The organism is Chromobacterium sp. CCUG 30098, assembly GCF_059916605.1.
Map to the genome: position 1 here is coordinate 121906 of NZ_JAUCGS010000002.1, position 24248 is coordinate 146153.

Sequence of the window (24248 nt, forward strand, 5' to 3'; positions counted from 1 at the left end):
TTCGTTAAAAAAAAATGAATCAAGCCAAATTTGTAATAAATATTAGAATATGGGCGGCAGTGTGGGCGCAATGACACAATGCCGTTTTTACACCGGCGCTGTTATGCTGCGCGGCACGAGGGCAGTCGTGCATCGCCAAAGGGGCAACAGAATGAGCCAAAGCCGCTCGATCGCGGAGCAAGTCCGCGCGCTGTTCGAAGCGTTGACCCCCACCGAACGCAAGGTGGGACGGGCGCTGCTGGCCAACTATCCGGTGGCCGGCCTGGAAACCATCGCGCAATGGGCGCAGCGCGCCGACGTCAGCGGCCCGACGGTGCTGCGCTTGATCGGCAAGCTGGGTTTCGACAATTACGCCGCCTTCCAGTCCGCGCTGCGCGCAGAACTGGAATTGCGCTTGCAATCGCCGCTGATGCGCCATGATCCGGGACAGTTGCAGGGAGACCATGATTTTCTGGCCAGCCACGCCGAGCGCATCGCCGAGCTGATGCGCCAGACCGCGGCCCAGGTGCCGCGCGCCGAGTTCGACGGCGCGGTGGACCTGCTGGGCGAGCGCAAGCACCGGATCTGGCTGCTGGGCGGGCGGTTGACCGATCCGCTGGCGGCCTATCTTTGCCACCATCTGAAAGTGGTGCGGCCGGACGTGGTGCATTTGCGCGGGGTGCCGGCAAGCTGGGCGGATTCGCTGGTGGACATGGGCCGGCCGGACGTGCTGGTGATCTTCGACATCCGCCGCTACTGGGACGACGCGCTGCGCATCGCGGAAATGGCGGCGCAGCGCAAGGCCAGCGTGCTGCTGTTCACGGATCAGTGGCTGTCGCCGGTGGCGCGCGTGGCGCGCTACACCTTGGCGGCGCACACCGCCGGACCGGCCGGCTGGGACAGCAACACGCCGCTGATGATGCTGGTGGACGCGGTGATCGCCGCCTTGAACGCGCGGCATTGGGACCGCATCAGCGGCCGGCTCAAGGAGGTGGAAGCGATGCGGGCGCGTTTGGGCGAAGGCGGCGAGGGCAACGAACGGGCGGCCGAGTGACAAGGGCGGAGCCAGCCTCTAAAATGTCGGCATCAAGCATTATTAGGAATATTTCATGCCGTCTTTCGATATCGTGTCCGAAGTGAACAAGGTGGAAGTGCGCAACGCCGTGGAGCAAGCCAATAAAGAGGTGTCCACCCGTTACGACTTCAAGGGCAGCGACGCCCGCATCGAAACCGGAGACAAGGAACTGACCTTGTACGCCGACGCCGAGTTTCAACTGGACCAGGTCAACGACATTCTGGTGAACAAGCTGTCCAAGCGCGGCGTGGACGTGCGCTGCATGGAGTACGGCAAGCTGGAAAAAGTCAGCGGCAACAAGGTGAAGAAAGTGCTGACGGTGAAAGAAGGGCTGGAGTCCGACCTGGCCAAGAAAATCGTCAAGCTGATCAAGGACGCCAAGCTCAAGGTGCAGGCCAGCATCCAGGGCGAAGCGGTGCGCGTGTCCGGCGCCAAGCGCGACGTGCTGCAGGAATGCATCGCGCTGATGCGCAAGGAAATCGCCGACGACAAGGAAAACGGCTTCCCGCTGCAGTTCAACAACTTCCGCGATTGAACGCCGTCGCGCGACATGAACACGCGCGAAATGAAAAAAGGAGCCGACAGGCTCCTTTTTTCATTGCCGTTCCGCTTTAACAGGCGGCGGCGCGGCGCAGCTGCAGCCGCTCCCATACCAGCCGCGCCTGTTCCTCCTCGGCGGAGCCGGTGGGCGGCAGCGGCAGCCGGCATTGGCCCACCGGCAGACCCTGCACCCGCAGCATGGCTTTCACCGACATCGAAAACACCGAAGCGTCGGTGTTGGAGAAGGCGAAGGATTCCTGCAAGCCGGCGTTGACGCGCCGCGCCTGCGCCGTGTCGCCCTGTTCGAAGGCGGCGATCATGCGGGCGAACTCCGGCCCGGTCCAGTGCGTGGAGGTGCCGACCACGCCCACCGCGCCCACCGCCAGCAAGGGCAGGGTCAGCGCGTCGTCGCCGGAGTAGAGCGAGAAGTGCTCGCCGGCGGCGGCCAGCAGCGCGGCCGCCGCGGCCGGGTCGCCGGTGGCGTCCTTGAAGGCGACGATATTGTCCACCTCGCGGAACAGCCGCAGCAGCACGTCGGCGGCGATGCGGCGGCCGGTGCGGCCCGGCACGTCGTAGACCATCAGCGGCAGCCGGGTGGCCGCGGCCACCGCGCGGAAATGGGCTTCGATGCCGGCTTGCGGCGGGCGGCTGTAATAGGGGCCGACCACGAAGACGCCGGCGGCGCCCAGGCCGGCGGCCTCGCGCGTCAGCGCGATCGCGTGTTCGGTGTGGCTGCTGCCGGTGCCGGCCAGCACCGGGATGGTGACCGCCTCGCTGACCGCGCGCACCAGATCGCGGCGTTCCTCGTCGCTCAGCGTCGGCGCCTCGCCGGTGGTGGCCGCCACCACCAGGCCGTCGCTGCCGTTGGCCGCCAGATGTCTGGCCAGTTGCCGCGCCGCGTCCAGATTCAGCCGGCCGGCCTCGTCGAAGGGCGTGACCATGGCGGTCAGCACCTTGCCCCAATGTTCTGTCATTTTGCTTCCTTTGTTCTTCTTGGCCGCCTTGGCGGCGGCTGTGGCCGATTCTACTCCTTATTGCGACGCCTTTCCCGCGGTTTCAGCCCAGACAGGCCTTGAGCGCCGCTTCCAATTCCGGGCGCAGGGCCGCGAGATCCGCGGTCGGCCCTTGGGTCAGCAAGGTCTGCGAAATGCTTCCGTAGCAAAGACAGTGAGCCATGCGCGCGGCGGCGTCCAGTCGCGGCGGCGGCTCGGCGGCGGCGGCCAATGCGGCGCGCCAGATATCCACGTATTGCTGATAGTGGCGGCGGTAGGCGTCCAGCGAAGACACGCGTCGTTCCAGTTGGAACAGCGCGCTCCAGGCCGGCGCCTGGCGTTGGATCGTGTCCAGTTGCAAGGTCAGCAGCGCGATGGCGATATCGCGGCGATCCGCGCCGCGGCGGGCGGCGGCGCATTGGCGCAGCGCGCCGGCCAGCGCGTGCACATGCTGATGGATGCACAGCGCGGCCAGGCCGTCCATATTGCGCACGTACTGATAAAAGGTGCCGACCGCCACGCCGGCGACGGCGGCCACCTCGCGCACCGTGGTTTTGGCGTAGCCGCGCGTGAGCAAAACCTGAACAAAGGCCTGTTGCAGCGCGATCAGGCTGGCGCGCGAACGCGACTGGCGCGGACGCCGGCGCGTGGCCGGCGCGGCCTGTTCGGCTTGCTGCGCCGCGGTGGGGGAAACCCGAACATGTCGCATCGCCGCTTTCCTTATACTTTCGTCATGGCCGCGAACGCGGCGCGAGGAGACGGAACGATGATCTGGCAAACCCATGAAGTGAGCAACCAGTACGAAGAACTGGCGGATTACTCGCTGTACGACAGCGACCCGGCTTTGCGCGAGGCGCTGCGGCGCGCCGACGCGGGCTGGTCCGAGGCCGGGCTCAGCGCCTACGGCGAGCGCCTGGGGCGGGCGGACAGCTTCGAACTGGCCGAGCAAGCCAACCGCCATGCGCCGGAGTTGCGGGCTTTCGATCGCCGCGGCCGTCGCGTCGACCAGGTGAATTCCCACCCGGCCTGGCACCAGTTCTTGGCGCTGTATCGTGAGCAGGGCCTGGTGAGCCTGCCTTTCGACAGTCAGCGGCCGGGCCGCTGGACCGCGGCGATGGCCGGCCTCTATCTGCATGGCCAGGTGGAAGCCGGCAGCTTGTGCCCGGCGACGATGACCCAGGCCGCCATTCCCTTGCTGCGGCGCGAGCCGGCGCTGTGGGCGCAGCTGGGCGACAAGCTGTTCAGCCGCGTTCACGACAGCCGCGATCTGCCGCTGGAACGCAAGACGTCGGCCTGGATAGGCATGGGCATGACCGAGAAGCAGGGCGGCTCCGACGTGCGCGCCAACACCACCCAGGCGACGCCCTTGGGCGCCGGGGGCCGCGGCGGAGAATACCTGCTGCGCGGCCATAAGTGGTTCTGGTCGGCGCCGATGTGCGACGCCCATCTGGTGGTGGCCAAGACCGCCGACGGCGCGCCGTGCTGCTTCTATCTGCCGCGCTGGCGGCCGGACGGCGAGCGCAACGCGGTGCGGATCCAGCGCCTGAAGGACAAGGTGGGCAATCGCAGCAACGCCGGGTGCGAGGTGGAGTTCCAGGACGCCTGGGGCGTGCTGATCGGCGAGGAGGGCCGCGGCATTCCCACCATCATCGAAATGGCCGGCTACACCCGGCTCAACTGCGTGATCGGCAGCGCCGCGCTGCTGCGCCAGGGCGCGGTGCAGGCGCTGGCCTACGCGCGGCGGCGCATGGCCTTCGGCAAGCGGCTGGCCGAGCAGCCGCTGATGCGCGCGGTGTTGGCGGACCTGGCGCTGGAAAGCGAGGCGGCGCTGCAATTGGCGGCGCGGCTGTCCGAGGCCTTTGAACGAGAGGACGCGCCGGCGCAGCGGGGTTGGAAGCGCATCGTCACGCCGGCGGCCAAGTTCTGGGTGTGCAAGCGCGCGGTGGAGCTCAGCGGCGAGGCGATGGAAGTGTTCGGCGGCAACGGCTATGTCGACGGACCGATGGCGCGCCTGTATCGCGAAGCGCCGTTGAATTCGATCTGGGAGGGCTCCGGCAATGTGATGTGCCTGGATCTGATCCGCGCGCTGCAGCGCGAGCCCGAAGCCTGGCAGGCGCTGCTGGAGGATTTGGCCGGCCTGTCCGGCGGCGAGCCGGCGCTGGCGGCGGCGCTGGCGCAATTGCGCCAGATGGCCGCCAGGCCGGCCGAGCTTGAGCCTTTGGGGCGGCGTTTCGCCCAATTGCTGGCGCTGACGGCGCAAGCCTGCCTGCTGGCGCGCCATGCGCCGTCGGCTTCGGCCCAGGGTTTTATCGCCAGCCGTTTGGACGACGGGCAATGGGGGCGGGTGGCCGGCGCGCTGAACGGATGCCGGCTGGATATCGAGGCTATCCTGCAGCGCGCCTTGCCGGTCTGAGTCGGACTCAGAGCGCGTCGCCCGGCACCCGCACCCAACCCTCCATCAACACCCGCGCGCTGCGGCTCATCACCGCCTTGGTCACCGTCCAGACGCCGTTTTCCTGACGGGCTTCGGCGCCGACGCGCAAGGTGCCGGACGGATGGCCGAAGCGCACCATCCGGCGCTTGCCGCCGCCGGCGGCCAGGTTGACCAGGGTGCCGGGAATGGCCGCGGCGGTGCCTATGGCCACCGCGGCGGTGCCCATCATCGCGTGATGCAGTTTGCCCATGGACATGGCCCGCGCCAGGAGGTCGATGTCGGCGGCGCGCACCGGCTTGCCGCTGGAGGCGGTGTAGTCGGCCGGCGGCGCGACGAAGGCGATCTTGGGCGTGTGCTGGCGGCTGGCGATTTCTCCCAGCGTTTCAATCAACCCCATCTTCAACGCGCCGTGGGCCCGGATGGCCTCGAAGCGCGCCAGCGCCGCCGGGTCGGCGTTGATCGCGTCCTGCGACTCGGCGCCGCTGTAGCCGATGTCGGCGGCCTTGACGAAGATGGTGGGGATGCCGGCGTTGATCAGCGTGGCCGGGAAGACGCCGACGCCGGGGACTTCCAGCGTGTCCACCAATTGGCCGGTGGGGAACATCGCGCCGCCGTCGCCATCGCCTTCATCGGCCGGGTCCAAGAACTCCAGCGCAATCTCGGCGGCGGGGAAGGTGACGCCGTCCAGCTCGAAATCCCCGGTTTCCTGCACCTGGCCTGCGGTGATGGGCACATGGGCGATGATGGTCTTGCCGATATTGGCCTGCCAGATGCGCACGCTGCACACGCCGTTGGCGGGAATGCGCGCCGGATCGATCAGGCCGCCGGCGATGGCGAAGGGGCCGACCGCGGCGGACAGATTGCCGCAGTTGCCGCTCCAGTCGACGAAGGCTTTGTCTATGCCGACCTGGCCGAACAGATAATCGACGTCGTGGCCCGGGCGCGAGGAGGGGGACACGATCACGGTCTTGCTGGTGCTGGAGCTGGCCCCGCCCATGCCGTCTATCTGCTTGCCGTAAGGGTCCGGGCTGCCGATCACGCGCAGCAGCAGCGCGTCGCGCGCCGCGCCCGGCCGGCGCGCGGCCTCCGGCAAGTCCTGCAAACGGAAGAACACGCCTTTGCTGGTGCCGCCGCGCATATAGGTGGCGGGGATGCGGATCTGGGCAGACTGAGTCATATGCTGTTTTTCCTGTGCTTGCGGCGGTTCCGTTGTCGGGACGCCGCTGTGTTCATTGTGTCCGGGCGTTTAGCGCTTGCCAGATCGCTTCTAGGACCGCGTCCTGATTGTGCAGAATATCGTTGTTCCAGAAGCGCATGACTCTGAAGCCCTGCGCCTGCAGCCAAGCGTCGCGAGCGGCGACGCCGCGGCTTTCATGATGCTGGCCGCCGTCCGCCTCTATGATTAGCCGCGAGCCGAAGTGGACGAAATCGACGATGTAGGGGCCGATCGGCTGTTGGCGGCGGAATTTCTCGCCGTTCAGCCGGTGGGCGCGGAGCTGCTTCCAGAGTCGCTGTTCGGCGTCGGTCATATTGCGCCGTAAGGACTTGGCGAAATCGAGCTGGCGCATACCCCTCTCCCCAACCCCTCTCCCGCAGGGGGAGAGGGGCTTGCTGAGCTGCTGACAGTTAGTTGGCGTGCCTTACCTTGGTTGGCAAACCAAGCGATGGAGTCGCTGGCTCGTGCCAGAAATAAAATGAAGTTGAAAGGCTCCCCCTCCCGTGAGGGAGGAAGGACTTGCTGAGTTGCTGACAGTTAACCTGCCTACCTTACCTTATTGGCAAACCAAGCGATGGAATCGTCGGCTCGTGCCAGAAATAAAATGAAGTTGAAAGTCCCCCCTCCCGCGAGGGAGGAAGGGTTTGCTGAGCTGCTGACATTTAGCCTGCGAGCCTTACCTTGTTGGCAAACCAGGCGATGGAGTCGCTGGCTCATGCCATAAATAAAATGAAGTTGAAAGGCTCCCCCTCCCGTGAGGGAGGAGGGGTTTGTTGAGCTGCTGGCAGTTAACCTGCCTACTTTACCTTGTTGGCAAACCAGGCGATGGAATCGTCGGCTGATGCCATAAATAAAATGAAGTTAAAAGTCACCCCTCTCCCCTTGAGGGAGAGGGGCCGGGGGAGAGGGGTTCAGCCTCCCGCCCCCTCCAAAAAGTCCTGCGCGAAACGCTGCAGCACGCCGCCTGCCTCGTAGATCGACACTTCTTCCGCGGTGTCCAGCCTACAGGTCACCGGCGCTTGCTCCGTTCGGCCGTCCTTGCGGTGGATCAGCAGCGTCAGCTCGGCGCGCGGCTGGCGCTGGCCGATCACGTCGTAAGTTTCGCTGCCGTCCAGCGCCAGCGTCTTGCGGTTGACGCCGGGTTTGAACTCCAGCGGCAGCACGCCCATGCCGATCAGATTGGTGCGGTGGATGCGTTCGAAGCCTTCGGCGACGATGGCCTCGACGCCGGCCAGGCGCACGCCCTTGGCCGCCCAGTCGCGCGAACTGCCCTGGCCGTAGTCGGCGCCGGCGACGATGATCAGCGGCTGCTTGCGCCGCATATAGGTTTCGATCGCCTCCCACATCCGCATCGTCTCGCCTTCCGGCTCCACGCGCGCCAGCGAGCCCTGGCGTACCGAGCCGTCTTCGTTCAACACCATTTCATTGAACAGCTTGGGGTTGGCGAAGGTGGCGCGCTGCGCGGTCAGGTGATCGCCGCGGTGGGTGGCGTAGGAGTTGAAGTCCTCCTCCGGCAGGCCCATTTTCGCCAGGTATTCGCCGGCCGCCGAGTCCAGCAGAATGGCGTTGGAAGGCGATAGGTGGTCGGTGGTGATATTGTCCGGCAGCAGGGCCAGCGGACGCATGCCGCGCAGCGTGCGCTCGCCGGCCAGCGCGCCCTCCCAGTACGGCGGGCGGCGGATATAGGTGGACTGCGGCCGCCATGCGTACAGCGGGCTGGCCTTGGCGGCGCCGTCGCGCCGGATGGCGAACATCGGCTCGTAGACCTGGCGGAAATGTTCGGGCTTGACCGCCTGGCGCAGCACCGCGTCTATCTCCGCGTCGTCCGGCCAGATGTCCTTGAGCCGGATCTCCTTGCCGTCGGCGACGCCCAACACGTCTTTTTCGATGTCGAAGCGCATGGTGCCGGCGATGGCGTAGGCGATCACCAGCGGCGGCGAGGCCAGGAAGGCCTGTTTGGCGTAGGGGTGGATGCGGCCGTCGAAGTTGCGGTTGCCGGACAGCACCGCCGTCGCGTACAGATCGCGTTCCACAATCTCCTGCTGGATCTTGGGCTCCAGCGCGCCGGACATGCCGTTGCAGGTGGTGCAGGCGAAGGCGACGATGCCGAAACCCAGCTGTTCCAGCTCAGACAGCAGGCCGGCTTCCTTCAGATAGAGCTCAACCGCCTTGGAGCCGGGCGCCAGCGAGGACTTCACCCAGGGTTTGCGGGCGAGGCCCAGCCGGTTGGCGTTGCGCGCCAGCAGGCCGGCGGCGATCACATTGCGCGGGTTGGAGGTATTGGTGCAGCTGGTGATGGCGGCGATGATCACCGCGCCGTCCGGCATCAGGCCTTGGGCCTCCTCCGCGCGCGCCTGCGCCAGATTGACGGCGATGCCGCGTTCGGCCAGCGCCGACACCGGCAGCCGCTTGTGCGGGTTGGACGGGCCGGCCAGGTTGCGGCCCACGCTGGACAGGTCGAAGCGCAGCACTCGCTCGTACACGACGTTTTGCAGCGTGTCGGCCCACAGTCCGGCGGTCTTGGCGTAGCTTTCCACCAGCCGGACCTGCTCATCGCTGCGGCCGGTCAGCTTCAGATAGGAGAGGGTCTGCTCGTCGATGAAGAACAGCGCCGCGGTGGCGCCGTACTCCGGCGCCATATTGGAGATGGTGGCGCGGTCGCCCAGGGTCAGCGCCGCCGCGCCCGGGCCGTAGAATTCCAGATAAGCGCCCACCACTTTTTGCTGGCGCAGGAATTCGGTCAGCGCCAGCACCACGTCGGTGGCGGTGATGCCTGGGCCGGGCTTGCCGGACAGCTCCACGCCGACGATGTCCGGCAGCCGCATCCAGGAGGCGCGGCCCAGCATCACGTTTTCCGCTTCCAGGCCGCCGACGCCGACGGCGATCACGCCCAGCGCGTCCACGTGCGGGGTGTGGCTGTCGGTGCCGACACAGGTGTCCGGGTAGGCCACGCCGTTGTCGGCGTGGATCACCGGCGACATTTTCTCCAGATTGATCTGGTGCATGATGCCGTTGCCGGCGGGGATCACGTCGACATTGTCGAAGGCGCTCTTGGTCCACTCAATGAAATGGAAGCGGTCTTCGTTGCGCCGGTCTTCGATCGCGCGGTTCTTTTCGAAAGCCTGCGGGTCGAAGCCGCCGCATTCCACCGCCAGCGAATGGTCGACGATCAACTGCACCGGCACCACCGGATTGACCTGGGCCGGGTCGCCGCCCTGATCGGCGATGGCGTCGCGCAGGCCGGCCAGGTCCACCAGGGCGGTCTGGCCCAGGATGTCGTGACAGACCACGCGCGCCGGGAACCAGGGGAAATCGCGCTCGCGCTTGCGATGGGCGATCTGCTCCAGGCAGTCGCCCAGCAGCGCCGGTTCGCAGCGGCGCACCAGGTTTTCGGCGTGGACGCGGCCGGTGTAGGGCAGTTGCTCCCAGGTGCCGGGGCGGATGGCGTCGACGGCGGCGCGGGCGTCGAAATAGTCGAGCCCGGTGCCGGGCAGGGGAATGCGGTAAGCGGAATTCATCATGTCTTGGCCAATTTGAAAATCAGGGGCGGGGGCGCGACGGCCCCCGGTCCGGTCAGCGCTGTTCCAGCGGCACGAACACCTGGTCTTCCGGTCCGGTGTAGTTGGCGCTGGGGCGGATGATCTTGCCGTCCTGGCGTTGCTCGATCACGTGCGCGCTCCAGCCGCTGGTGCGGGCGATGACGAACAGCGGGGTGAACATGGCGGTGGGCACGCCCATCATGTGGTAACTGACCGCGGAAAACCAGTCCAGATTGGGGAACATCTTCTTGATGTCCCACATCACGGTTTCCAGCCGTTCGGCGATGTCGAACATCTTGCTGTTGCCGGCGGACTTGGACAGTTCGCGCGCCACGTCCTTGATCACCTTGTTGCGCGGATCGGAGATGGTGTAGACCGGGTGGCCGAAGCCGATCACAACTTCCTTGCGCTCCACGCGCTCGCGGATGTCGGCCTCGGCGTCGGCCGGGCTTTCATAGCGTTGCTGAATGTCGAAGGCCACTTCGTTGGCGCCGCCGTGCTTGGGGCCGCGCAAGGCGCCGATGGCGCCGGCGATGGCGCTGTGCATGTCCGAGCCGGTGCCGGCGATGACGCGGGCGGCGAAGGTGGAGGCGTTGAATTCATGCTCGGCGTAAAGATTGAGCGAGGTGTGCATCGCGCGCACCCATTCCTGAGACGGTTTTTCGCCGTGCAGCAGGTGCAGGAAGTGGCCGCCTATGCTGTCGTCGTCGGTTTCCACCTCGATGCGCTTGCCGTTGTGGCTGAAATGATGCCAGTACAGCAGCATCGAGCCCAGGCTGGCCATCAGCCGGTCGGCGATGTCGCGCGCGCCGGCCTGGTTGTGATCGTCCTTCTCCGGCAGCGCGCAGCCCAGCGCGGACACGCCGCTGCGCATCACGTCCATGGGATGGGCGCTGGCCGGCAGCGCCTCCAGCACCGCCTTCACCGCGGCCGGCAGGCCGCGCAGCGATTTCAGCTTTTTCTTGTAGCCGACCAGCTCGGCCTTGTTTGGCAGCTTGCCGTGAACCAGCAGATAGGCCACTTCCTCGAATTCGCAACGGCCGGCGAGGTCGAGGATGTCGTAGCCGCGGTAGTGCAGATCGTTGCCGCTGCGGCCCACGGTGCACAGCGCGGTATTGCCGGCGGCGACGCCGGACAGGGCTACGGATTTCTTGGGTTTGATGCCAACAACGGTTTCGCTCATGCTTTTCTCCTGATCGCAGACCTGCGGAATGATTATTTTTCGTAGAAAACGGCCAGCCAGACGCTGTCCCGCTCCGGCGCGGTCCAGGCCACCCGGTGCCGGCGACGCGCGGGGATGGCCACGCAATCGCCCGGTTTCAGCCTGAGACGCCGGGGCGGGTCCTGGTATTCCAGTTCCGCCGCGCCGGACAGCAGCAGCACCCATTCATCTTCGTCCTGTTCGTACCAGAATTCCTCCGGCGAAGCATGGCCGCGCGAGACGATGCGCTCGACGCGGAAGCCTTTCGCGCCGCTGAATAAAGTCTGCAGCAACTCTTCCGGCAACTGCGCCGGGATGTCGCCAAACAGATTATTCGGCACCATGGCCTTCCTGGCGGAACAGCGCGTCCAGCTTTTGTTCGTAGGCGTGGTAGTCCAGATGGCTGTACAGATCGGCGCGCGTCTGCATGGTGTCCAGCACCGCCTGTTGGCCGCCGTCGCGGCGGATCGCGCCGTAGACGTCGAGCGCGGCCTGGCTCATCGCGCGGAAGGCGGACAAGGGATAGAGCACCAGGCCGACGCCGTGTTCGCCCAGCTCGCGGGTATTGAACAGCGGGGTGGCGCCGAACTCGGTGATATTGGCCAGCACCGGCACTTTCACCGCCTCGGCGAAGCGGCGGTACATGGCCAGATCGGTCATCGCCTCCGGGAAGATCATGTCTGCGCCGGCTTCGACGCAGGCGACGGCGCGCGCGATGGCGGCGTCCAGGCCCTCCACCGCCAGCGCGTCGGTGCGCGCCATGATCACGAAGCCGTCGTCGCGGCGCGCGTCCACCGCCGCCTTGACGCGGTCCGCCATTTCCTCCTGGCTGACGATGGCCTTGTTGGGGCGATGGCCGCAGCGTTTTTGCTGCACCTGGTCCTCGATATGCACCGCGGCGGCGCCGGCCTTCTCCAGGCTGCGGACCGCACGGGCGATATTGAAGGCGCCGCCCCAGCCGGTGTCGATGTCCACCAGGAGCGGCAGTTCGGTGACGTCGGTGATGCGGCGCACGTCGATCAGCACGTCTTCCAGCGTGGTGATGCCCAAGTCCGGGATGCCGCAGGAGCAGGCGGCCACGCCGCCGCCGGACAGATACAGCGCCTTGAAGCCGGAGTGCTCGGCCAGCCGGGCGGCGTAGGCGTTGACCGCGCCCACCACCTGCAAGGGCTGTTCTTGTGCTACCGCCAGACGGAAGCGTTGGCCGGGAGTGCTCATCGCGTTGGGTTCCTAAAAGTTGCGGAGAAACGGCAAAGCCGTGAAGTCGGAAACTATTTGGCTTTGCATTGTTATCTCTATGTCATTCAAGCAAGTGCTTGGTAGGAGTGTAAGGGCTGGTTTGAGCGCTGGCAATACGGTTAAAACAAATGTTCAAGTTTTGTTCGAGGTCTGTTATGTTTCGCTGCTGAATCGCGTGGGGGAACTCATCGCAAGCGCGGTGGTCTAGTCACAGTCCACATACAACGACCACAAACACGACTAGTGGGCAAATCAGGGAGCATAACAACGACATGAGTGATCGGGATCTCGATCAACAGTTGGTGGAGCGTGCCCAGCGAGGTGAAAAAAGAGCTTTCGATCTGCTTGTTGCCAAGTATCAGCGACGTCTCGCCAGGTTGTTGTCGCGGTTTATCCGCGACGGCGCAGACATCGAGGATGTGACGCAAGAGGCGTTTGTCAAAGCGTATCGTGCCTTGCCGTCGTTTCGTGGCGAGAGCGCGTTTTACACATGGCTGTACAGAATCGGCATCAATACTGCCAAGAATTTCCTTAGCGCCTCCGGACGTCGTCCGGTGGTCAACAGCGAGATAGAGGACGAGGACGGCGAGAGCTTCGACATGGCGTCGCAGCTGCCCGACCTGAACACGCCCGAAACCGAGCTGATGAATAAGGAGATTCTGGCAACGGTCAATGCCGCCGTGGAGGCTTTGCCGGAGGAACTAAGAACCGCAATTTCGCTCAGGGAAATGGACGGTCTATCCTACGATGAAATCGCCAAGGTGATGGATTGCCCGATAGGCACCGTGCGCTCGCGGATTTTCCGGGCGCGCGAGGCGATTGCTGCCGAGCTCAGGCCTTTGCTGGATACGGCCAAGAACAGAAGGTGGTAGGTATGAAAGAAACGATATCCGCGATGATGGATGGCGAACTGGACGACTCTGACATAGGCAGAGCCATCGCCTCCATTTCATCTGACAAGCAACTGGATGCCGCCTGGGGCGAGTATCACTTGATTGGCGACGCGATGCGCGCCAACCGCATGGTTGCGCTCAATGTGCGAGAGCAGGTCGCCAGCCGGCTGGCGGACGAGCCCACGGTGCTTGCGCCGCGGGGCTGGTTGCGCCCGGCGCGCGGCCGCGCCGCAGGCGGGGTGGCCTTGGTCGCTAGCGTCCGCACCGCAGGCGCGGTGGCGCTGGCCGCCAGCGTGAGCTTCGCTGCCGTGGTGGGCTGGCAGCAGCTCTCGCACCGCGGCGAGCCGGCCTCGCTGGTGGCGGACAAGGGCGTGCCGGTGCAAGTGGCCCAGCCGGCGCAAGCCAGCCAGCCCGAGCGCGACGACCCCTATTTGCTGGCTCATCAGGAAGTGACCTCCGAACAAGGCAATATGAAAGTATCCTACGGAAACGGAGCTCGCCGTTAAATGCGTGTAATTCCTCTGATCAGTTTGATGGTTGTGGCGGCCGCGCCTGCCGCCCATGCAGAGGATGACTGGCAGCTGCTGCGCAATGTGGCGGCTGCCGGACGCCAGCAGGCGCTGAACGGCACCTATCTGCACCAGATGAACGGCACGCTGGAAACCTTCCACATCGTCAGGGAAGGCCAAGGCGAAGCCATGCGGGAAAAGCGGACGTCCTTGGACGGGCCTTCCCGCGAAATTGTCCGCAAAGGCAATGAGCTGGCCTGTTTCGCGCCGGACAAGAAAGCCTTGAACGCGGCCAAGATCAGCGCGATGCGCCTGTTTCCGGCCTTGCTGCCGGAGGACATGAGCGAGATCAACCAGTCGTATGCGCTCAAGCACGTGGGCAGCGACCGGGTGGCTCAGCGCGATTGCAATCTGCTGGAGCTGCGGCCCAAGGACAGGCAGCGCTACAGCCTGCGCATGTGCGTGGAGCCGCTGACCTCGCTGCCTTTGAAGATGGTGACCTTGTCGCCCAAGGGCGAGGCGGTGGAGCAGTTCACCTTCACCGACATCGACCTGAACGGCCCCAAGGACAAGCGAGCCTATCGGCCCAAGTTCGCGCAGAAGTTCCTGCTGCGCTCCGGCGGCGCGTCGACGCCGCAGGCCGGCGCGCAAGTGGACAACGATGTGTCCGGGCTGCCCAACGGCTTCCATCTGCTGCGCTCGGTGCAGCGCAGTCTGCCGGGCCAGGCGGGCAAGTCGGTGCGCCACATGGTGTATTCCGACGGCTTGGTGATGCTGTCGCTGTTCGTCGAGACGCAGCCGGAAGGCGCGCGGCTGGAACGTAGCAGCAATCTGCACGGCGCCATCAATATGGCCACCGGTCCGCAAGGCAGCTATCAGCTGACCGCGGTGGGCGATATGCCCGAGCCGGCGATGATGGGGCTGCTGAAAGGGTTGAAAGTCAGCCTCAAGCCATGACGGCCAAGCTCGTGGACGTTCCTGCAAGCCCGTCCGGAGGCCCGGCCTCCGGCGGCGCGCTTGCGCGGAACGGACCGGGCGGCGCCGGCGCCTTGACGCCGGCTTTCCTGTTTTTCTCGGCGGCGAACGCCGCGGCCGGGCGCCTGGCGCGCGGCCGGTTCGACGCTGAAATTCCCCAGCCGGCTTCCGCCGGCGCGTCTCAAACACAACATATCAAGATGGAGCGCTCATGCCGGTTAAAAAACTGATTGTTTCCGCCATGCTGGCGGCCTCTATTATGGCGGGCGCGGTGCCCGCTGCAATGGCCGCGGAACTGCCGGACTTCAGCCAGATTGTCTCTAACGAGGGCAAGGCCGTCGTCAACATCAGCACCAAGTCCACGGTGCGCGAGGTCAGCAACGATCTGCCCGAGGGCATGAGCGGCGACCCCTTCTTTGAATTCTTCCGTCGTTTCGCGCCGCCGCGCGCCCAGGAGCGGCAAGAGTCGTCGCTGGGTTCCGGCTTCATCATTTCCGCCGACGGCTATGTGCTGACCAATGCGCACGTGGTGGCCCGCGCCGATGAAATCACCGTCAAGCTGACGGACAAGCGCGAGTACAAGGCCAAGGTGATAGGCTCCGACGCCCGTACCGACGTGGCGTTGTTGAAAATTGAAGCCGACAAGCTGCCGGTGGTGCGCCGCGGCGACGCCAATGCCTTGAAGGTGGGTGAAGGCGTGTTGGCCATCGGCTCGCCGTTCGGCTTCGAGAACACCGCCACTTCCGGCATCGTCTCCGGCAAGAACCGCATGCTGCCGGATGAAACCTTCGTGCCCTTCATTCAGACCGACGCCGCGATCAACCCCGGCAATTCCGGCGGCCCGCTGTTCAACGCCAGGGGCGAAGTGGTGGGCGTCAATTCCCAGATCTTCAGCCGTTCCGGCGGTTTCATGGGCATTTCCTTCGCCATCCCCATTGATGTGGCGATGGACGTGGTGGCTCAGCTGAAGGCCAAGGGCCATGTCAGCCGCGGCAAGATCGGCGTGGTGATCCAGGAGTTGAGCCAGGATCTGGCCGCCTCCTTCGGCCTGGCCAAGCCGGCCGGCGCGCTGATCAACGCGGTGGAGCCGGGTGGCCCGGCGGCCAAGGCCGGCGTCAAGCCCGGCGACATCATCCAGCAAGTGGACGGCAAGCCGGTTGAATCCGGCTCCGATCTGCAGCGGCTGATCGGCAGCATTCCGCCCGGCAAGCCGGTGACCTTGGGCCTGTGGCGCGCTCGCGCCGCGGTGTCGGCCAAGGTGGTGCCGGTGGAGCAGCAGGATCAGGACCCGAGGCTGGCGCAGCGCGAATACCGCGGCTCGCAGCAGGAGCGTCCGGCCGAGCAGAGCTTCTCGCAGATCGGTTTGCGGCTGCAGGTGCTGAATCCGGCGCAGTTGCAGCGCGCCGGCATCAAGTACGGCCTGCTGGTGCGCGGCGCCAATAATGTGGCGATGCGCGCGGGCATTCAGCCGGGCGACGTGATCGTGGGCATCGGCAGCGAGCCGCTGGCCAATGTCGAGCAGCTGAAGTCCGCCTTGTCCGCGGCCAAGAAGGGCTCGTCGATCGCGCTGCAAGTGCTGCGTCAGGGGATTACCCAGTTCATCCCGCTGCCGGTGGGCGACGGCAAGTGAGACTGACGCTGTATTTCCGCGAATACTGCAGCTTGTGCCATCAGATGCTGGCCGAGCTGCAGCCCTGGCGCGAGCGCTACGGCTTCGAGCTGGACGTCGTCGATGTCGACGCCGACCCGGAGCTGGAGCGCCGCTTCAACGAACTGGTGCCGGTTCTGATGGCGGATGAGACCGAAATCTGCCATTGGCGCCTGGATCAGGCCGCATTGGCTGCACATTTGGGCGAAATCGGCTAAAATCCGCGCCAGTGTGAGTTTATATCGGGGGCACTTGGGTGCCCCCGCTTGCTGGATGGGCTGTTAACGGCTTTAGAGGTCGCAATCCTGATGATGAGCCGCTTTCATCAGGCCCGCGGCTTCCATCGGCAGTTCCGGGCACGCTAGCGTGCCCTTATCTTTTGCTGGATATCATGAAAAACATTCGAAATTTCTCGATCATTGCCCATATCGACCATGGCAAATCGACCCTGGCCGACCGCTTCATTCAATTCTGTGGCGGCCTGGAAATGCGCGAAATGAGCGCCCAGGTGCTGGACTCGATGGACATCGAGAAAGAGCGCGGCATCACCATCAAGGCGCAGACCGCGGCCTTGAGCTACAAGGCGCGCGACGGTCAGGTCTATAACCTGAACCTGATCGACACCCCCGGACACGTGGACTTTTCCTATGAAGTGTCGCGCTCGCTGTCCGCCTGCGAAGGCGCGCTGCTGGTGGTGGACGCCTCGCAAGGCGTGGAAGCGCAGACCGTGGCCAACTGCTACACCGCTATCGAGCTGGGCGTGGAAGTGGTGCCGGTGCTGAACAAGATCGACCTGCCGGCCGCCGAGCCGGAGCGCGTCAGCCAGGAAATCGAAGACATTATCGGCATCGAGGCGGCGGACGCGGTGCGCGCTTCGGCCAAGTCCGGCATCGGCATCGAGGACATTCTGGAAGAAGTGGTCAGCAAGGTTCCGCCGCCAAAGGGCGATGCGGGCGGCCCTCTGAAGGCTTTGATCGTCGACTCCTGGTTCGACAACTACGTCGGCGTGGTGATGCTGGTGCGCGTGATCGACGGTTCGCTGAAGCCCAAGGACAAGATCAAGTTCATGGCCACCGGCGCCGAGCATCTGTGCGAGCAGGTGGGCGTGTTCACGCCCAAATCCGTCCAGCGTCCGAATCTGAACGCGGGCGAGGTGGGTTTCGTCATCGCCGGCATCAAGGAATTGAAATCGGCCAAGGTCGGCGACACCATCACCCTGGTGTCCAAGCCGGCCACCGAGGCGCTGCCGGGCTTCAAGGAAGTGCAGTCCCAGGTATTCGCCGGCCTGTATCCGGTGGAAAGCCACGACTACGAAGCGCTGCGCGACGCGCTGGAAAAACTGCAGTTGAACGACGCTTCGCTGAAGTACGAGCCGGAAGTGTCGCAGGCGCTGGGCTTCGGCTTCCGCTGCGGCTTCCTCGGCCTCCTGCACCTGGAGATCGTGCAGGAGCGCCTGGAGCGCGAGTTCGACATGGACCTGATCACCACCGCGCCCACGGTGAACTACGAAGTGGTGATGAAGGACGGCGTGGTGGAAGTGGTGTCCAACCCGTCGCGGATGCCGGACGCCGGCAAGTACGACGAGTTGCGCGAACCCATCATCACCTCCACCATCCTGGTGCCGCAAGACTATGTCGGCGCGGTGATGACGCTGTGCAACCAGAAGCGCGGCGTACAGCGCAATATGCAGTACATGGGCCGTCAGGTGATGCTCACCTACGATCTGCCGATGAACGAAGTGGTGATGGACTTCTTCGACAAGCTGAAGTCCACCAGCCGCGGCTACGCCTCGCTGGATTACGAATTCAAGGAATTCCAGAGCGCCGATCTGGTCAAGCTGGATGTGCTGGTCAATGGCGAGAAGGTCGACGCGCTGTCGCTGATCGTGCACCGCGCCTCCAGCGTCTACCGCGGCCGCGAACTGGTGTCCAAGATGCGTGAACTGATTCCGCGTCAGATGTTCGATATCGCGGTGCAGGCGGCCATCGGCGGCCACATCATCGCGCGCGAGACGGTCAAGGCCTTGCGCAAGAACGTGTTGGCCAAGTGCTACGGCGGCGACATCACCCGTAAGAAAAAACTGCTGGAGAAGCAGAAGGCGGGCAAGAGGCGCATGAAGCAGGTGGGCAATGTGGAAATTCCGCAGGAAGCATTCCTGGCAATCCTTCAAGTAGGGGACAAATAAGTGGGCGGAAATCTGTTCTGGGTGTTTGTCGTGGCGGTGGCGATCGGCGGCATGCTGATCGCTTTTGGCGGCAAGAAGCAAGAGGGCGCCAAGGATTGGCCGCAGGCGGTGCAGTGGGGCTATCTGGCGGTGCTGATCGGCGGCTTCGGTCTGCTGTCCAACTATATGAGCTTCACCGCGGTGATGCTGGTCTTCGTGCTGATCACCGGCGCGGTATGGCTGGCGGACAAGCTGGTGCTGGCCAAGCGCCGCGCGGCGGAGACCCCGGCCGGCCATTTCGTCGACTATTCTCGCGGCTTCTTCCCGGTGATCCTGGTGGTGTTCCTGCTGCGTTCCTTCATCGCCGAGCCGTTCCAGATTCCCAGCAGCTCGATGCGTCCGGGCCTGGTGGTGGGCGATTTCATCCTGGTGAACAAATTCACCTACGGCCTGCGCGTGCCGGTGCTGAACACCGTGTTCGCGCCGGTGGACAAGGTGGAGCGCGGCGACGTGGTGGTGTTCAACTTCCCGCCCAACCCCAAGGTCAACTACATCAAGCGCGCCATCGGCCTGCCGGGCGACGTGGTCGAGTACCGCGACAAGCGCCTGAGCGTCAACGGCAAGCCGCTGCCGGACGCCGACGACGGCAACTATGAATACCTGGAGCAGGGCTTGATGATGATCAACGCCAAGCGCTACAAGGAAACCATGGGGTCGCGCACGTACTCGGTGCTGAACAACGACGGTTCGCCCACTGTGGCTTTGAGCCAGGTGCAGGACTTCCCGTTCCGCGACAACTGCCGCTATGATGACAATGGTTTTGTCTGCAAGGTGCCGGCCGGCCATTACTTCATGCTGGGCGACAACCGCGACAACAGCCTGGACGGCCGCTACTGGGGCTTCGTCAACGACAAGCTGATGGTGGGCAAGGCCTTCATGATCTGGATGAACTTTGGCGACCTGTCCCGCATCGGCAAAACCATTCACTGATAAACGCAAGATCGCAAGCTCGGAGCGCATTATGCATTTCAGTCGTCAGAAGGGCCTGTCGCTGTTTTCCGTACTGCTGGTGATGATCGTGCTGGGCGCGGTCCTCGTGCTGGGCATGAAGGTGATGCCGGTGTACTCGGAGTACGCCGAGGTGCGCCAGGCGATCACCGCCTTGTCCGCTCAAAGCAATGTCGGCGAGCTATCCGTTCGCCGGGATTTCAACCAGCGGGCCGCCGTGGCCGGCATCGCCTCGATCAAGGGTGAAAACCTGGTGGTGGTGACCGGCGGCAATTACGTGTACATCCGCGCCGCTTATCAGCGCGAAGTGCCCTTGTTCTCCAATGTCAGTCTGCTGTTCAAATTCGATACCCAAGCGGGCCAGCCCCCGCAATAAGCCAAGTGATACCAACCGACAATAGATTCCGGCGCCTGAGTCAGGCGCTGGATTACGCATTTCAGAAGCCGGAACTGCTGCGTCAAGCCTTGACGCATCGCAGTTACGGCGCCGGCAACAACGAGCGTTTCGAATTCGTGGGCGACAGCATCCTCAATTACACCGTCGCCCGCATGCTGTTCGATCAATTTCCCAAGCTGACCGAGGGCGAGCTGTCGCGGCTGCGCGCCAATCTGGTCAACCAGAACACCCTGGCCGAGATCGCCCACGAGCTGAAGCTGGGCGATTACCTGTACCTGGGCGAGGGCGAGCTGAAAAGCGGCGGTTTCAACCGTCCGTCCATCCTCGCCGACGCGCTGGAAGCCACTTTCGCCGCGGTCAGCTTCGACTCCGATTTTCTGCGCGCCGAGCAAGTCGTGCGCAGGCTCTACGCCGAACGCGTGTCCTCCATCGACACCAGCCGCCAGGCCAAGGACGCCAAGACCCGTTTGCAAGAAGCGCTGCAGGCGCGCAAGCTGGCCTTGCCCAAATACCGGATACTGTCGCAAAGCGGCGAAGCCCATGAGCAATGGTTCCGCGTGGAATGCGACCTGGGCGAGCTGGCGATAGGCTCCACCGGCGAAGGCGGCAGCCGCCGCGCCGCCGAACAGCAGGCCGCCGAAGCGGCGCTGATCCTGCTGGAACAAAAACTCGCTGCGAGCAAGAAACGTATATGACTGACATCCAATATCACTGCGGCTTCGTCGCCATCGTCGGCCGTCCCAACGTCGGCAAGTCCACGCTGATGAACCATCTGATCGGCCAGAAGATCAGCATCACGTCCAAGAAGGCGCAAACCACGCGTCACCGCGTCACCGGCATCCACACCGAGAACAACGCCCAGTTCGTCTTCGTCGACACCCCGGGTTTCCAGACCTTTCACAAGGGCGCGCTCAACGAAACCCTGAACAAGAGCGTCAAGGACTCGCTGGGCAGCGTCGATTGCGTGCTGTTCGTGCTGGAGGCGATGCGCTTCACCGGCGCGGACCGCGAAGTGATGGCCTTGCTGCCCAAGCGCACCCCGGTGATTCTGGTGGTGAACAAACTGGACAAGGCCAAGGACCGCGACGCGCTGCAGGCCTTCATCGCCGAAGTGCAGGCGGAATTCGCCTTCGCCGGCGTGGAAGTGGTCAGCGCCAAGCACGGCCAGCGCCTGAGCGAGCTGCTGGAGCAAGTGCGTCCGCATCTGCCGGAATCGATGCCGCTGTATCCGGAAGACATGGTCACCGACAAGAGCGAACGCTTCCTGGCCGCCGAGATCGTGCGCGAGAAGCTGTTCCGCTACCTGGGCGAAGAGCTGCCGTACGAAATGAACGTGGAAGTGGAAATGTTCGAAATGGACGGCGAGCTGCGCCGCATCCATATCGGCGTGCTGGTGGACAAGGAAAACCAGAAGCCCATCGTCATCGGCCGCGGCGGGGAGAAGCTGAAGAAAATCTCCACCGAGGCGCGGATGGACATGGAAAAATTGTTCGACGGCAAGGTCTTCCTGCAGGTCTGGGTCAAGGTCAAATCCGGCTGGGCCGACGACGTCCGCTTCCTGCGGGAATTCGGCCTGGACTGAAGCCCTCATGCACTATCATTTGGCGCCGTCCTGTTGGACGGTGATTTTTTCTCTGCAGCAAGGGCAGGACTTGCCCGGCAGCCGCGACTTGCTGGAGCGCATCGCCCGGCTGGCGCCCTGCCAGGCCGGCTTCCTGGGTCTGGAGCGCGGAGAGCCGGGACGGGACACGGTGTCCTACTGGGACAGCGTCGAGGCCATCGCCGCTTGGCGTCAGTGCGCCGAGCGCCTGATCGCCCAGCGCTACGGACCGGAAGCCTGGTATCGGGTATTCGCTTTCAATGTGAGCGCGGCCGCGGTGTGCCCGCGGCCGGCGGCCGGGGGCGCCGGATGAGCCAGCCGGGCAGGGTGGATCGCCAGCCGGCCTATGTGTTGCACGCGCAGCCCTACCGGGAAACCAGTTTGCTGGTGGAGGTGCTCAGCCGCGACCACGGCCGTTTTTCGGTGGTGGCGCGCGGCGCGCGGCGGCCGCGGGCCGATCTGCGCGGCCTGCTGCTGCCTTTCCAGCCCTTGACCCTGTCCTGGTTCGGCAAGGCCGAACTGCGCACCCTGCACAGCGCGGACTGGGACGGCGGCGTGCCGCAGTTGTCCGGACTGCCGCTGATCTGCGGTTTTTATCTGAACGAATTGATGATGAAGCTGACCGCGCGCGACGACCCCGAACCGCGCGCCTTCGCCGTTTACGACGCGGCGGTGCGCGGCCTGGCGCGGCAAGGCGGTCTGGCCGCGGTGCTGCGCCGCTACGAATTGCGGCTGATCCAGGTGTTGGGCTACGCGCCCAGCCTGCTGCGCGACGGCGACGGCGCGGACGTGGACGCCGGACTTGATTATTGGTGCCAGGGCAACGCCGCGCCGGAGCGCGACGCCGGCCAGAGCCTGGAGCGCGGGCTGCGGCTCAGCGGCGCCAGCTTGCTGGCGATAGAGGCCGACGATTACGCGGCTGCGGCCACCCGGCTTGAAGCGCGGGCGCTGATGCGAGTATGGTTGACCGCTTTATTGGGCGAGGAGCCGCTGGCTTCGCGCGAACTGTTACAGGCCGTCAATTCGCTGTCGGATTGAGGCCAAGCTATCGGGAGTGAATATGATTCTGTTGGGCGTAAACATCGATCACGTCGCCACCTTGCGCCAGGCGCGCGGCACCCGTTATCCCAGCCCGGTGGAGGCCGCGCTGGTGGCGGAAACCGCCGGCGCCGACCTGATCACCCTGCATCTGCGCGAGGATCGCCGTCACATTCAGGACGCCGACGTGGTGGCGATGCGCCAGGTGGTCAAGACCCGGGTCAACCTGGAAATGGCGATGACCGAGGAAATGCTGGCCAATGCGCTGGCGGTGAAGCCGGAAGACGTGTGTCTGGTGCCGGAAAAACGCGAGGAAGTCACCACCGAGGGCGGCCTGGACGCCATCGGCCATTTCGCCGATGTCAGCCGCTACACCCGCAGCCTGCTGGACGCCGGCATCCGCGTGTCCATCTTCATCGATCCTGACCGCGCGCAGATCCAGCGCGCCTGGGACGCCGGCGCGCGCGTGGTGGAATTGCATACCGGCGCTTACGCCGACGCCCATGACGCCGCGGCGCGCGACGCCGAGTTGGCGCGCATCCGCGACGCCGCCGCCTTCGCCGCCGAGCTGGGCATGGTGGTCAACGCCGGCCACGGCCTCAACTACCACAATGTGCAGCCGATCGCCGCGATTCCGCAGATCGCGGAACTGAATATCGGCCACGCCATCGTCGCCCAGGCGCTGTTCGTCGGCTTCGCCGAGGCGGTGAAGGAGATGAAGACGCTGATGGCGGCCGCGCGCGGCTGATTCCGGTGCCCACCGTCGTCTCTCACGCCCTGGCCGGCGCGACGCTGGCCGGCCTGTGCGCGCCGCGTCCGCTGCGCGCGCCCGGCATGGCCGGCTGGCTGCTGCTGTGCGGCGCGGCGGCGATGCTGCCGGATCTGGACGTGATCACTTTCAAGCTGGGCATTCCCTACGCCAGCCCCTGGGGGCATCGCGGCGTCTCCCATTCGCTGACGCTGGCCTTGATCGCCGGCGGCGCGCTGGCCGCGCTCGGGCGCCGCTGGTGGTCGCGGCTGGGTCTGGGGCCGCTACGCGCTTTTGTCGTGCTGAGCCTGGCGGTGGCCTCCCACGCCTTGCTGGACATGTGGACCGACGCCACCCATGGCCCGGCTTTGGCGATGCCCTGGCATCCGGGGCGCTTCTTGTTTGATTGGAGGCCTATCGAAGGCTCGCCGCTGACGCCCGGCCGCTGGCTGGGCCCCAAGGGGCTGCGGGTGCTGAGTTCGGAGCTGCTTTACGTCTGGCTGCCCTGTCTGCTGCTATGGCCGTCCCGCGCTTTTTGGCTGCGCGGACGCGGGGAGGGCGGACGATGATTTACGGCATAGGCACCGATCTGGTGGACATCGAGCGCATGCGGGGGATGTTCCAGCGCTGGGGCTTCAAGCTGGGGCGGCACATGCTGGCCCCGGCCGAGCGGCGGGCTTTCGCCGACAGCGCCGATCCGGCGCGCTTTCTGGCCAAGCGCTTCGCGGTCAAGGAGGCCCTGGCCAAGGCGCTGGGCACCGGGGTGCGCGCGCCGGTGTTGCTGACGGCGATCTGGGTCGAGCATGATGAATGGGGTAAGCCGCTATTGGCGCTAAGCCCTGAATTGGAAGAATTTTTAAGCCGGCGCGGCGTGGGCGCGCGTCATCTGTCCATCAGCGACGAACGCGGCCACGCGCTGGCTTTTGTGGTGCTGGAGCGCTCCGCGCCCGGCTAAGAACGTGTTTACGATCTCGCGAGCAAGGGCGAGACAAGGCGTTGCGGCTGAAAAAGCGGAGTGTACACACGGTACATGAGCATTTTGAAGACGTGCTC

Annotated in this window: 27 protein-coding genes; 19 read left to right on the forward strand and 8 right to left on the reverse strand. The window is 65.0% G+C overall.

Annotated features, from left to right (window positions below):
- Positions 1-151: 151 nt before the first annotated feature.
- Positions 152-1033, forward strand: coding sequence for a MurR/RpiR family transcriptional regulator (locus tag QUG03_RS06230; RefSeq protein WP_235088962.1), 882 nt, complete (start codon positions 152-154; stop codon positions 1031-1033).
- Between the two features lie 55 nt (positions 1034-1088).
- Positions 1089-1589 (forward strand): YajQ family cyclic di-GMP-binding protein, encoded by a 501-nt coding sequence (locus QUG03_RS06235; protein ID WP_019099884.1) that lies wholly within the window; start codon positions 1089-1091, stop codon positions 1587-1589.
- A 76-nt stretch (positions 1590-1665) separates the two neighbouring features.
- Here the strand turns inward: QUG03_RS06235 and dapA are convergent, their stop codons facing one another.
- Positions 1666-2568 carry a 4-hydroxy-tetrahydrodipicolinate synthase gene (gene dapA / locus QUG03_RS06240; RefSeq protein ID WP_500819654.1) on the reverse strand — a complete coding sequence of 301 codons (903 nt, stop codon included), beginning with the start codon at positions 2566-2568 and terminating at the stop codon, positions 1666-1668.
- A gap of 82 nt (positions 2569-2650) precedes the next feature.
- Positions 2651-3295, reverse strand: a complete 645-nt coding sequence (locus QUG03_RS06245; RefSeq protein ID WP_500819655.1) for a TetR family transcriptional regulator — start codon at positions 3293-3295, stop codon at positions 2651-2653.
- 57 nt (positions 3296-3352) lie between these two features.
- Between QUG03_RS06245 and QUG03_RS06250 the strand changes: the two genes are divergently transcribed.
- Positions 3353-4999 carry an acyl-CoA dehydrogenase family protein gene (locus QUG03_RS06250; RefSeq protein WP_500819656.1) on the forward strand — a complete coding sequence of 549 codons (1647 nt, stop codon included), beginning with the start codon at positions 3353-3355 and terminating at the stop codon, positions 4997-4999.
- A gap of 7 nt (positions 5000-5006) precedes the next feature.
- On the opposite strand, the gene prpF is transcribed toward QUG03_RS06250, so the two are convergent.
- From prpF to prpB, 6 genes are all read right to left on the reverse strand, one after another.
- Complete coding sequence (gene prpF, locus QUG03_RS06255) at positions 5007-6197, reverse strand: 2-methylaconitate cis-trans isomerase PrpF (RefSeq protein WP_500819657.1); 1191 nt, start codon at positions 6195-6197, stop codon at positions 5007-5009.
- Between the two features lie 52 nt (positions 6198-6249).
- On the reverse strand, positions 6250-6588 hold the full coding sequence (locus tag QUG03_RS06260) for an endonuclease domain-containing protein (RefSeq protein ID WP_500819658.1): 339 nt from the start codon (positions 6586-6588) through the stop codon (positions 6250-6252).
- 559 nt (positions 6589-7147) lie between these two features.
- Positions 7148-9754: a Fe/S-dependent 2-methylisocitrate dehydratase AcnD gene (gene acnD, locus QUG03_RS06265; protein ID WP_500819816.1), complete on the reverse strand. Its 2607-nt coding sequence runs from the start codon at positions 9752-9754 to the stop codon at positions 7148-7150.
- Positions 9755-9809: 55 nt separating this feature from the next.
- Positions 9810-10958, reverse strand: coding sequence for a bifunctional 2-methylcitrate synthase/citrate synthase (gene prpC, locus QUG03_RS06270; RefSeq protein ID WP_500819659.1), 1149 nt, complete (start codon positions 10956-10958; stop codon positions 9810-9812).
- 32 nt (positions 10959-10990) lie between these two features.
- The gene (locus QUG03_RS06275) at positions 10991-11317 is read right to left on the reverse strand and encodes a cupin domain-containing protein (protein WP_500819660.1); all 327 of its coding nucleotides are present in this window, start codon (positions 11315-11317) and stop codon (positions 10991-10993) included.
- Positions 11307-12194 carry a methylisocitrate lyase gene (prpB, locus tag QUG03_RS06280; RefSeq protein ID WP_488877901.1) on the reverse strand — a complete coding sequence of 296 codons (888 nt, stop codon included), beginning with the start codon at positions 12192-12194 and terminating at the stop codon, positions 11307-11309. Before prpB ends, QUG03_RS06275 begins: the two co-directional genes overlap by 11 nt.
- A gap of 293 nt (positions 12195-12487) precedes the next feature.
- On the opposite strand from prpB, the gene rpoE reads away from it, so the two are divergent.
- The 16 genes from rpoE (at position 12488) to acpS (ending at position 24150) form a co-directional block, all read left to right on the forward strand.
- Complete coding sequence (rpoE, locus tag QUG03_RS06285; RefSeq protein WP_043641588.1) at positions 12488-13087, forward strand: RNA polymerase sigma factor RpoE; 600 nt, start codon at positions 12488-12490, stop codon at positions 13085-13087.
- 2 nt (positions 13088-13089) lie between these two features.
- A complete protein-coding gene (locus QUG03_RS06290) occupies positions 13090-13614 on the forward strand; it encodes a sigma-E factor negative regulatory protein (protein WP_500819661.1) in 525 nt (174 codons plus the stop codon).
- Complete coding sequence (locus QUG03_RS06295) at positions 13615-14574, forward strand: MucB/RseB C-terminal domain-containing protein (protein WP_107799406.1); 960 nt, start codon at positions 13615-13617, stop codon at positions 14572-14574. It begins immediately after the preceding gene.
- Entirely contained in the window at positions 14571-14822 is a 252-nt protein-coding gene (locus QUG03_RS06300; RefSeq protein ID WP_486637044.1) for a hypothetical protein, read from the forward strand. The genes QUG03_RS06295 and QUG03_RS06300 overlap by 4 nt, the downstream gene beginning before the upstream one ends.
- On the forward strand, positions 14804-16222 hold the full coding sequence (locus QUG03_RS06305) for a DegQ family serine endoprotease (protein WP_107799405.1): 1419 nt from the start codon (positions 14804-14806) through the stop codon (positions 16220-16222). The genes QUG03_RS06300 and QUG03_RS06305 overlap by 19 nt, the downstream gene beginning before the upstream one ends.
- Entirely contained in the window at positions 16219-16458 is a 240-nt protein-coding gene (locus QUG03_RS06310; RefSeq protein WP_107799404.1) for a glutaredoxin family protein, read from the forward strand. The genes QUG03_RS06305 and QUG03_RS06310 overlap by 4 nt, the downstream gene beginning before the upstream one ends.
- A gap of 173 nt (positions 16459-16631) precedes the next feature.
- Positions 16632-18425 carry a translation elongation factor 4 gene (gene lepA, locus QUG03_RS06315; protein WP_500819662.1) on the forward strand — a complete coding sequence of 598 codons (1794 nt, stop codon included), beginning with the start codon at positions 16632-16634 and terminating at the stop codon, positions 18423-18425.
- Positions 18426-19394 (forward strand): signal peptidase I, encoded by a 969-nt coding sequence (gene lepB, locus QUG03_RS06320; protein WP_199225869.1) that lies wholly within the window; start codon positions 18426-18428, stop codon positions 19392-19394. It begins immediately after the preceding gene.
- 31 nt (positions 19395-19425) lie between these two features.
- Positions 19426-19788 carry a DUF4845 domain-containing protein gene (locus tag QUG03_RS06325; protein WP_235088951.1) on the forward strand — a complete coding sequence of 121 codons (363 nt, stop codon included), beginning with the start codon at positions 19426-19428 and terminating at the stop codon, positions 19786-19788.
- Positions 19789-19796: 8 nt separating this feature from the next.
- A complete protein-coding gene (gene rnc / locus QUG03_RS06330; RefSeq protein WP_500819817.1) occupies positions 19797-20504 on the forward strand; it encodes a ribonuclease III in 708 nt (235 codons plus the stop codon).
- On the forward strand, positions 20501-21391 hold the full coding sequence (gene era / locus QUG03_RS06335; protein WP_048410780.1) for a GTPase Era: 891 nt from the start codon (positions 20501-20503) through the stop codon (positions 21389-21391). Before rnc ends, era begins: the two co-directional genes overlap by 4 nt.
- A 7-nt stretch (positions 21392-21398) precedes the next feature.
- Positions 21399-21722 carry an antibiotic biosynthesis monooxygenase family protein gene (locus QUG03_RS06340; RefSeq protein WP_227107979.1) on the forward strand — a complete coding sequence of 108 codons (324 nt, stop codon included), beginning with the start codon at positions 21399-21401 and terminating at the stop codon, positions 21720-21722.
- Positions 21719-22447, forward strand: a complete 729-nt coding sequence (recO, locus tag QUG03_RS06345; RefSeq protein WP_107801790.1) for a DNA repair protein RecO — start codon at positions 21719-21721, stop codon at positions 22445-22447. The genes QUG03_RS06340 and recO overlap by 4 nt, the downstream gene beginning before the upstream one ends.
- A 22-nt stretch (positions 22448-22469) precedes the next feature.
- Positions 22470-23195: a pyridoxine 5'-phosphate synthase gene (pdxJ, locus tag QUG03_RS06350; RefSeq protein ID WP_227107981.1), complete on the forward strand. Its 726-nt coding sequence runs from the start codon at positions 22470-22472 to the stop codon at positions 23193-23195.
- A gap of 5 nt (positions 23196-23200) precedes the next feature.
- Positions 23201-23764, forward strand: a complete 564-nt coding sequence (locus tag QUG03_RS06355; RefSeq protein ID WP_500819663.1) for a metal-dependent hydrolase — start codon at positions 23201-23203, stop codon at positions 23762-23764.
- Positions 23761-24150: a holo-ACP synthase gene (gene acpS / locus QUG03_RS06360; protein ID WP_227107983.1), complete on the forward strand. Its 390-nt coding sequence runs from the start codon at positions 23761-23763 to the stop codon at positions 24148-24150. Before QUG03_RS06355 ends, acpS begins: the two co-directional genes overlap by 4 nt.
- The last annotated feature ends 98 nt before the right edge of the window (positions 24151-24248 follow it).

What these genes read in the sequence shown, in the direction of transcription:
- QUG03_RS06230 (WP_235088962.1), top strand. Translation starts at nt 152, where the DNA reads ATGAGCCAAAGCCGCTCGATCGCGGAGCAAGTCCGCGCGCTGTTCGAA.
- QUG03_RS06235 (WP_019099884.1), top strand. Translation starts at nt 1,089, where the DNA reads ATGCCGTCTTTCGATATCGTGTCCGAAGTGAACAAGGTGGAAGTGCGC.
- dapA (WP_500819654.1), bottom strand. Translation starts at nt 2,568, where the DNA reads ATGACAGAACATTGGGGCAAGGTGCTGACCGCCATGGTCACGCCCTTC.
- QUG03_RS06245 (WP_500819655.1), bottom strand. Translation starts at nt 3,295, where the DNA reads ATGCGACATGTTCGGGTTTCCCCCACCGCGGCGCAGCAAGCCGAACAG.
- QUG03_RS06250 (WP_500819656.1), top strand. Translation starts at nt 3,353, where the DNA reads ATGATCTGGCAAACCCATGAAGTGAGCAACCAGTACGAAGAACTGGCG.
- prpF (WP_500819657.1), bottom strand. Translation starts at nt 6,197, where the DNA reads ATGACTCAGTCTGCCCAGATCCGCATCCCCGCCACCTATATGCGCGGC.
- QUG03_RS06260 (WP_500819658.1), bottom strand. Translation starts at nt 6,588, where the DNA reads ATGCGCCAGCTCGATTTCGCCAAGTCCTTACGGCGCAATATGACCGAC.
- acnD (WP_500819816.1), bottom strand. Translation starts at nt 9,754, where the DNA reads ATGAATTCCGCTTACCGCATTCCCCTGCCCGGCACCGGGCTCGACTAT.
- prpC (WP_500819659.1), bottom strand. Translation starts at nt 10,958, where the DNA reads ATGAGCGAAACCGTTGTTGGCATCAAACCCAAGAAATCCGTAGCCCTG.
- prpB (WP_488877901.1), bottom strand. Translation starts at nt 12,194, where the DNA reads ATGAGCACTCCCGGCCAACGCTTCCGTCTGGCGGTAGCACAAGAACAG.
- rpoE (WP_043641588.1), top strand. Translation starts at nt 12,488, where the DNA reads ATGAGTGATCGGGATCTCGATCAACAGTTGGTGGAGCGTGCCCAGCGA.
- QUG03_RS06290 (WP_500819661.1), top strand. Translation starts at nt 13,090, where the DNA reads ATGAAAGAAACGATATCCGCGATGATGGATGGCGAACTGGACGACTCT.
- QUG03_RS06295 (WP_107799406.1), top strand. Translation starts at nt 13,615, where the DNA reads ATGCGTGTAATTCCTCTGATCAGTTTGATGGTTGTGGCGGCCGCGCCT.
- QUG03_RS06300 (WP_486637044.1), top strand. Translation starts at nt 14,571, where the DNA reads ATGACGGCCAAGCTCGTGGACGTTCCTGCAAGCCCGTCCGGAGGCCCG.
- QUG03_RS06305 (WP_107799405.1), top strand. Translation starts at nt 14,804, where the DNA reads ATGCCGGTTAAAAAACTGATTGTTTCCGCCATGCTGGCGGCCTCTATT.
- lepA (WP_500819662.1), top strand. Translation starts at nt 16,632, where the DNA reads ATGAAAAACATTCGAAATTTCTCGATCATTGCCCATATCGACCATGGC.
- QUG03_RS06325 (WP_235088951.1), top strand. Translation starts at nt 19,426, where the DNA reads ATGCATTTCAGTCGTCAGAAGGGCCTGTCGCTGTTTTCCGTACTGCTG.
- era (WP_048410780.1), top strand. Translation starts at nt 20,501, where the DNA reads ATGACTGACATCCAATATCACTGCGGCTTCGTCGCCATCGTCGGCCGT.
- QUG03_RS06340 (WP_227107979.1), top strand. Translation starts at nt 21,399, where the DNA reads ATGCACTATCATTTGGCGCCGTCCTGTTGGACGGTGATTTTTTCTCTG.
- recO (WP_107801790.1), top strand. Translation starts at nt 21,719, where the DNA reads ATGAGCCAGCCGGGCAGGGTGGATCGCCAGCCGGCCTATGTGTTGCAC.
- pdxJ (WP_227107981.1), top strand. Translation starts at nt 22,470, where the DNA reads ATGATTCTGTTGGGCGTAAACATCGATCACGTCGCCACCTTGCGCCAG.
- acpS (WP_227107983.1), top strand. Translation starts at nt 23,761, where the DNA reads ATGATTTACGGCATAGGCACCGATCTGGTGGACATCGAGCGCATGCGG.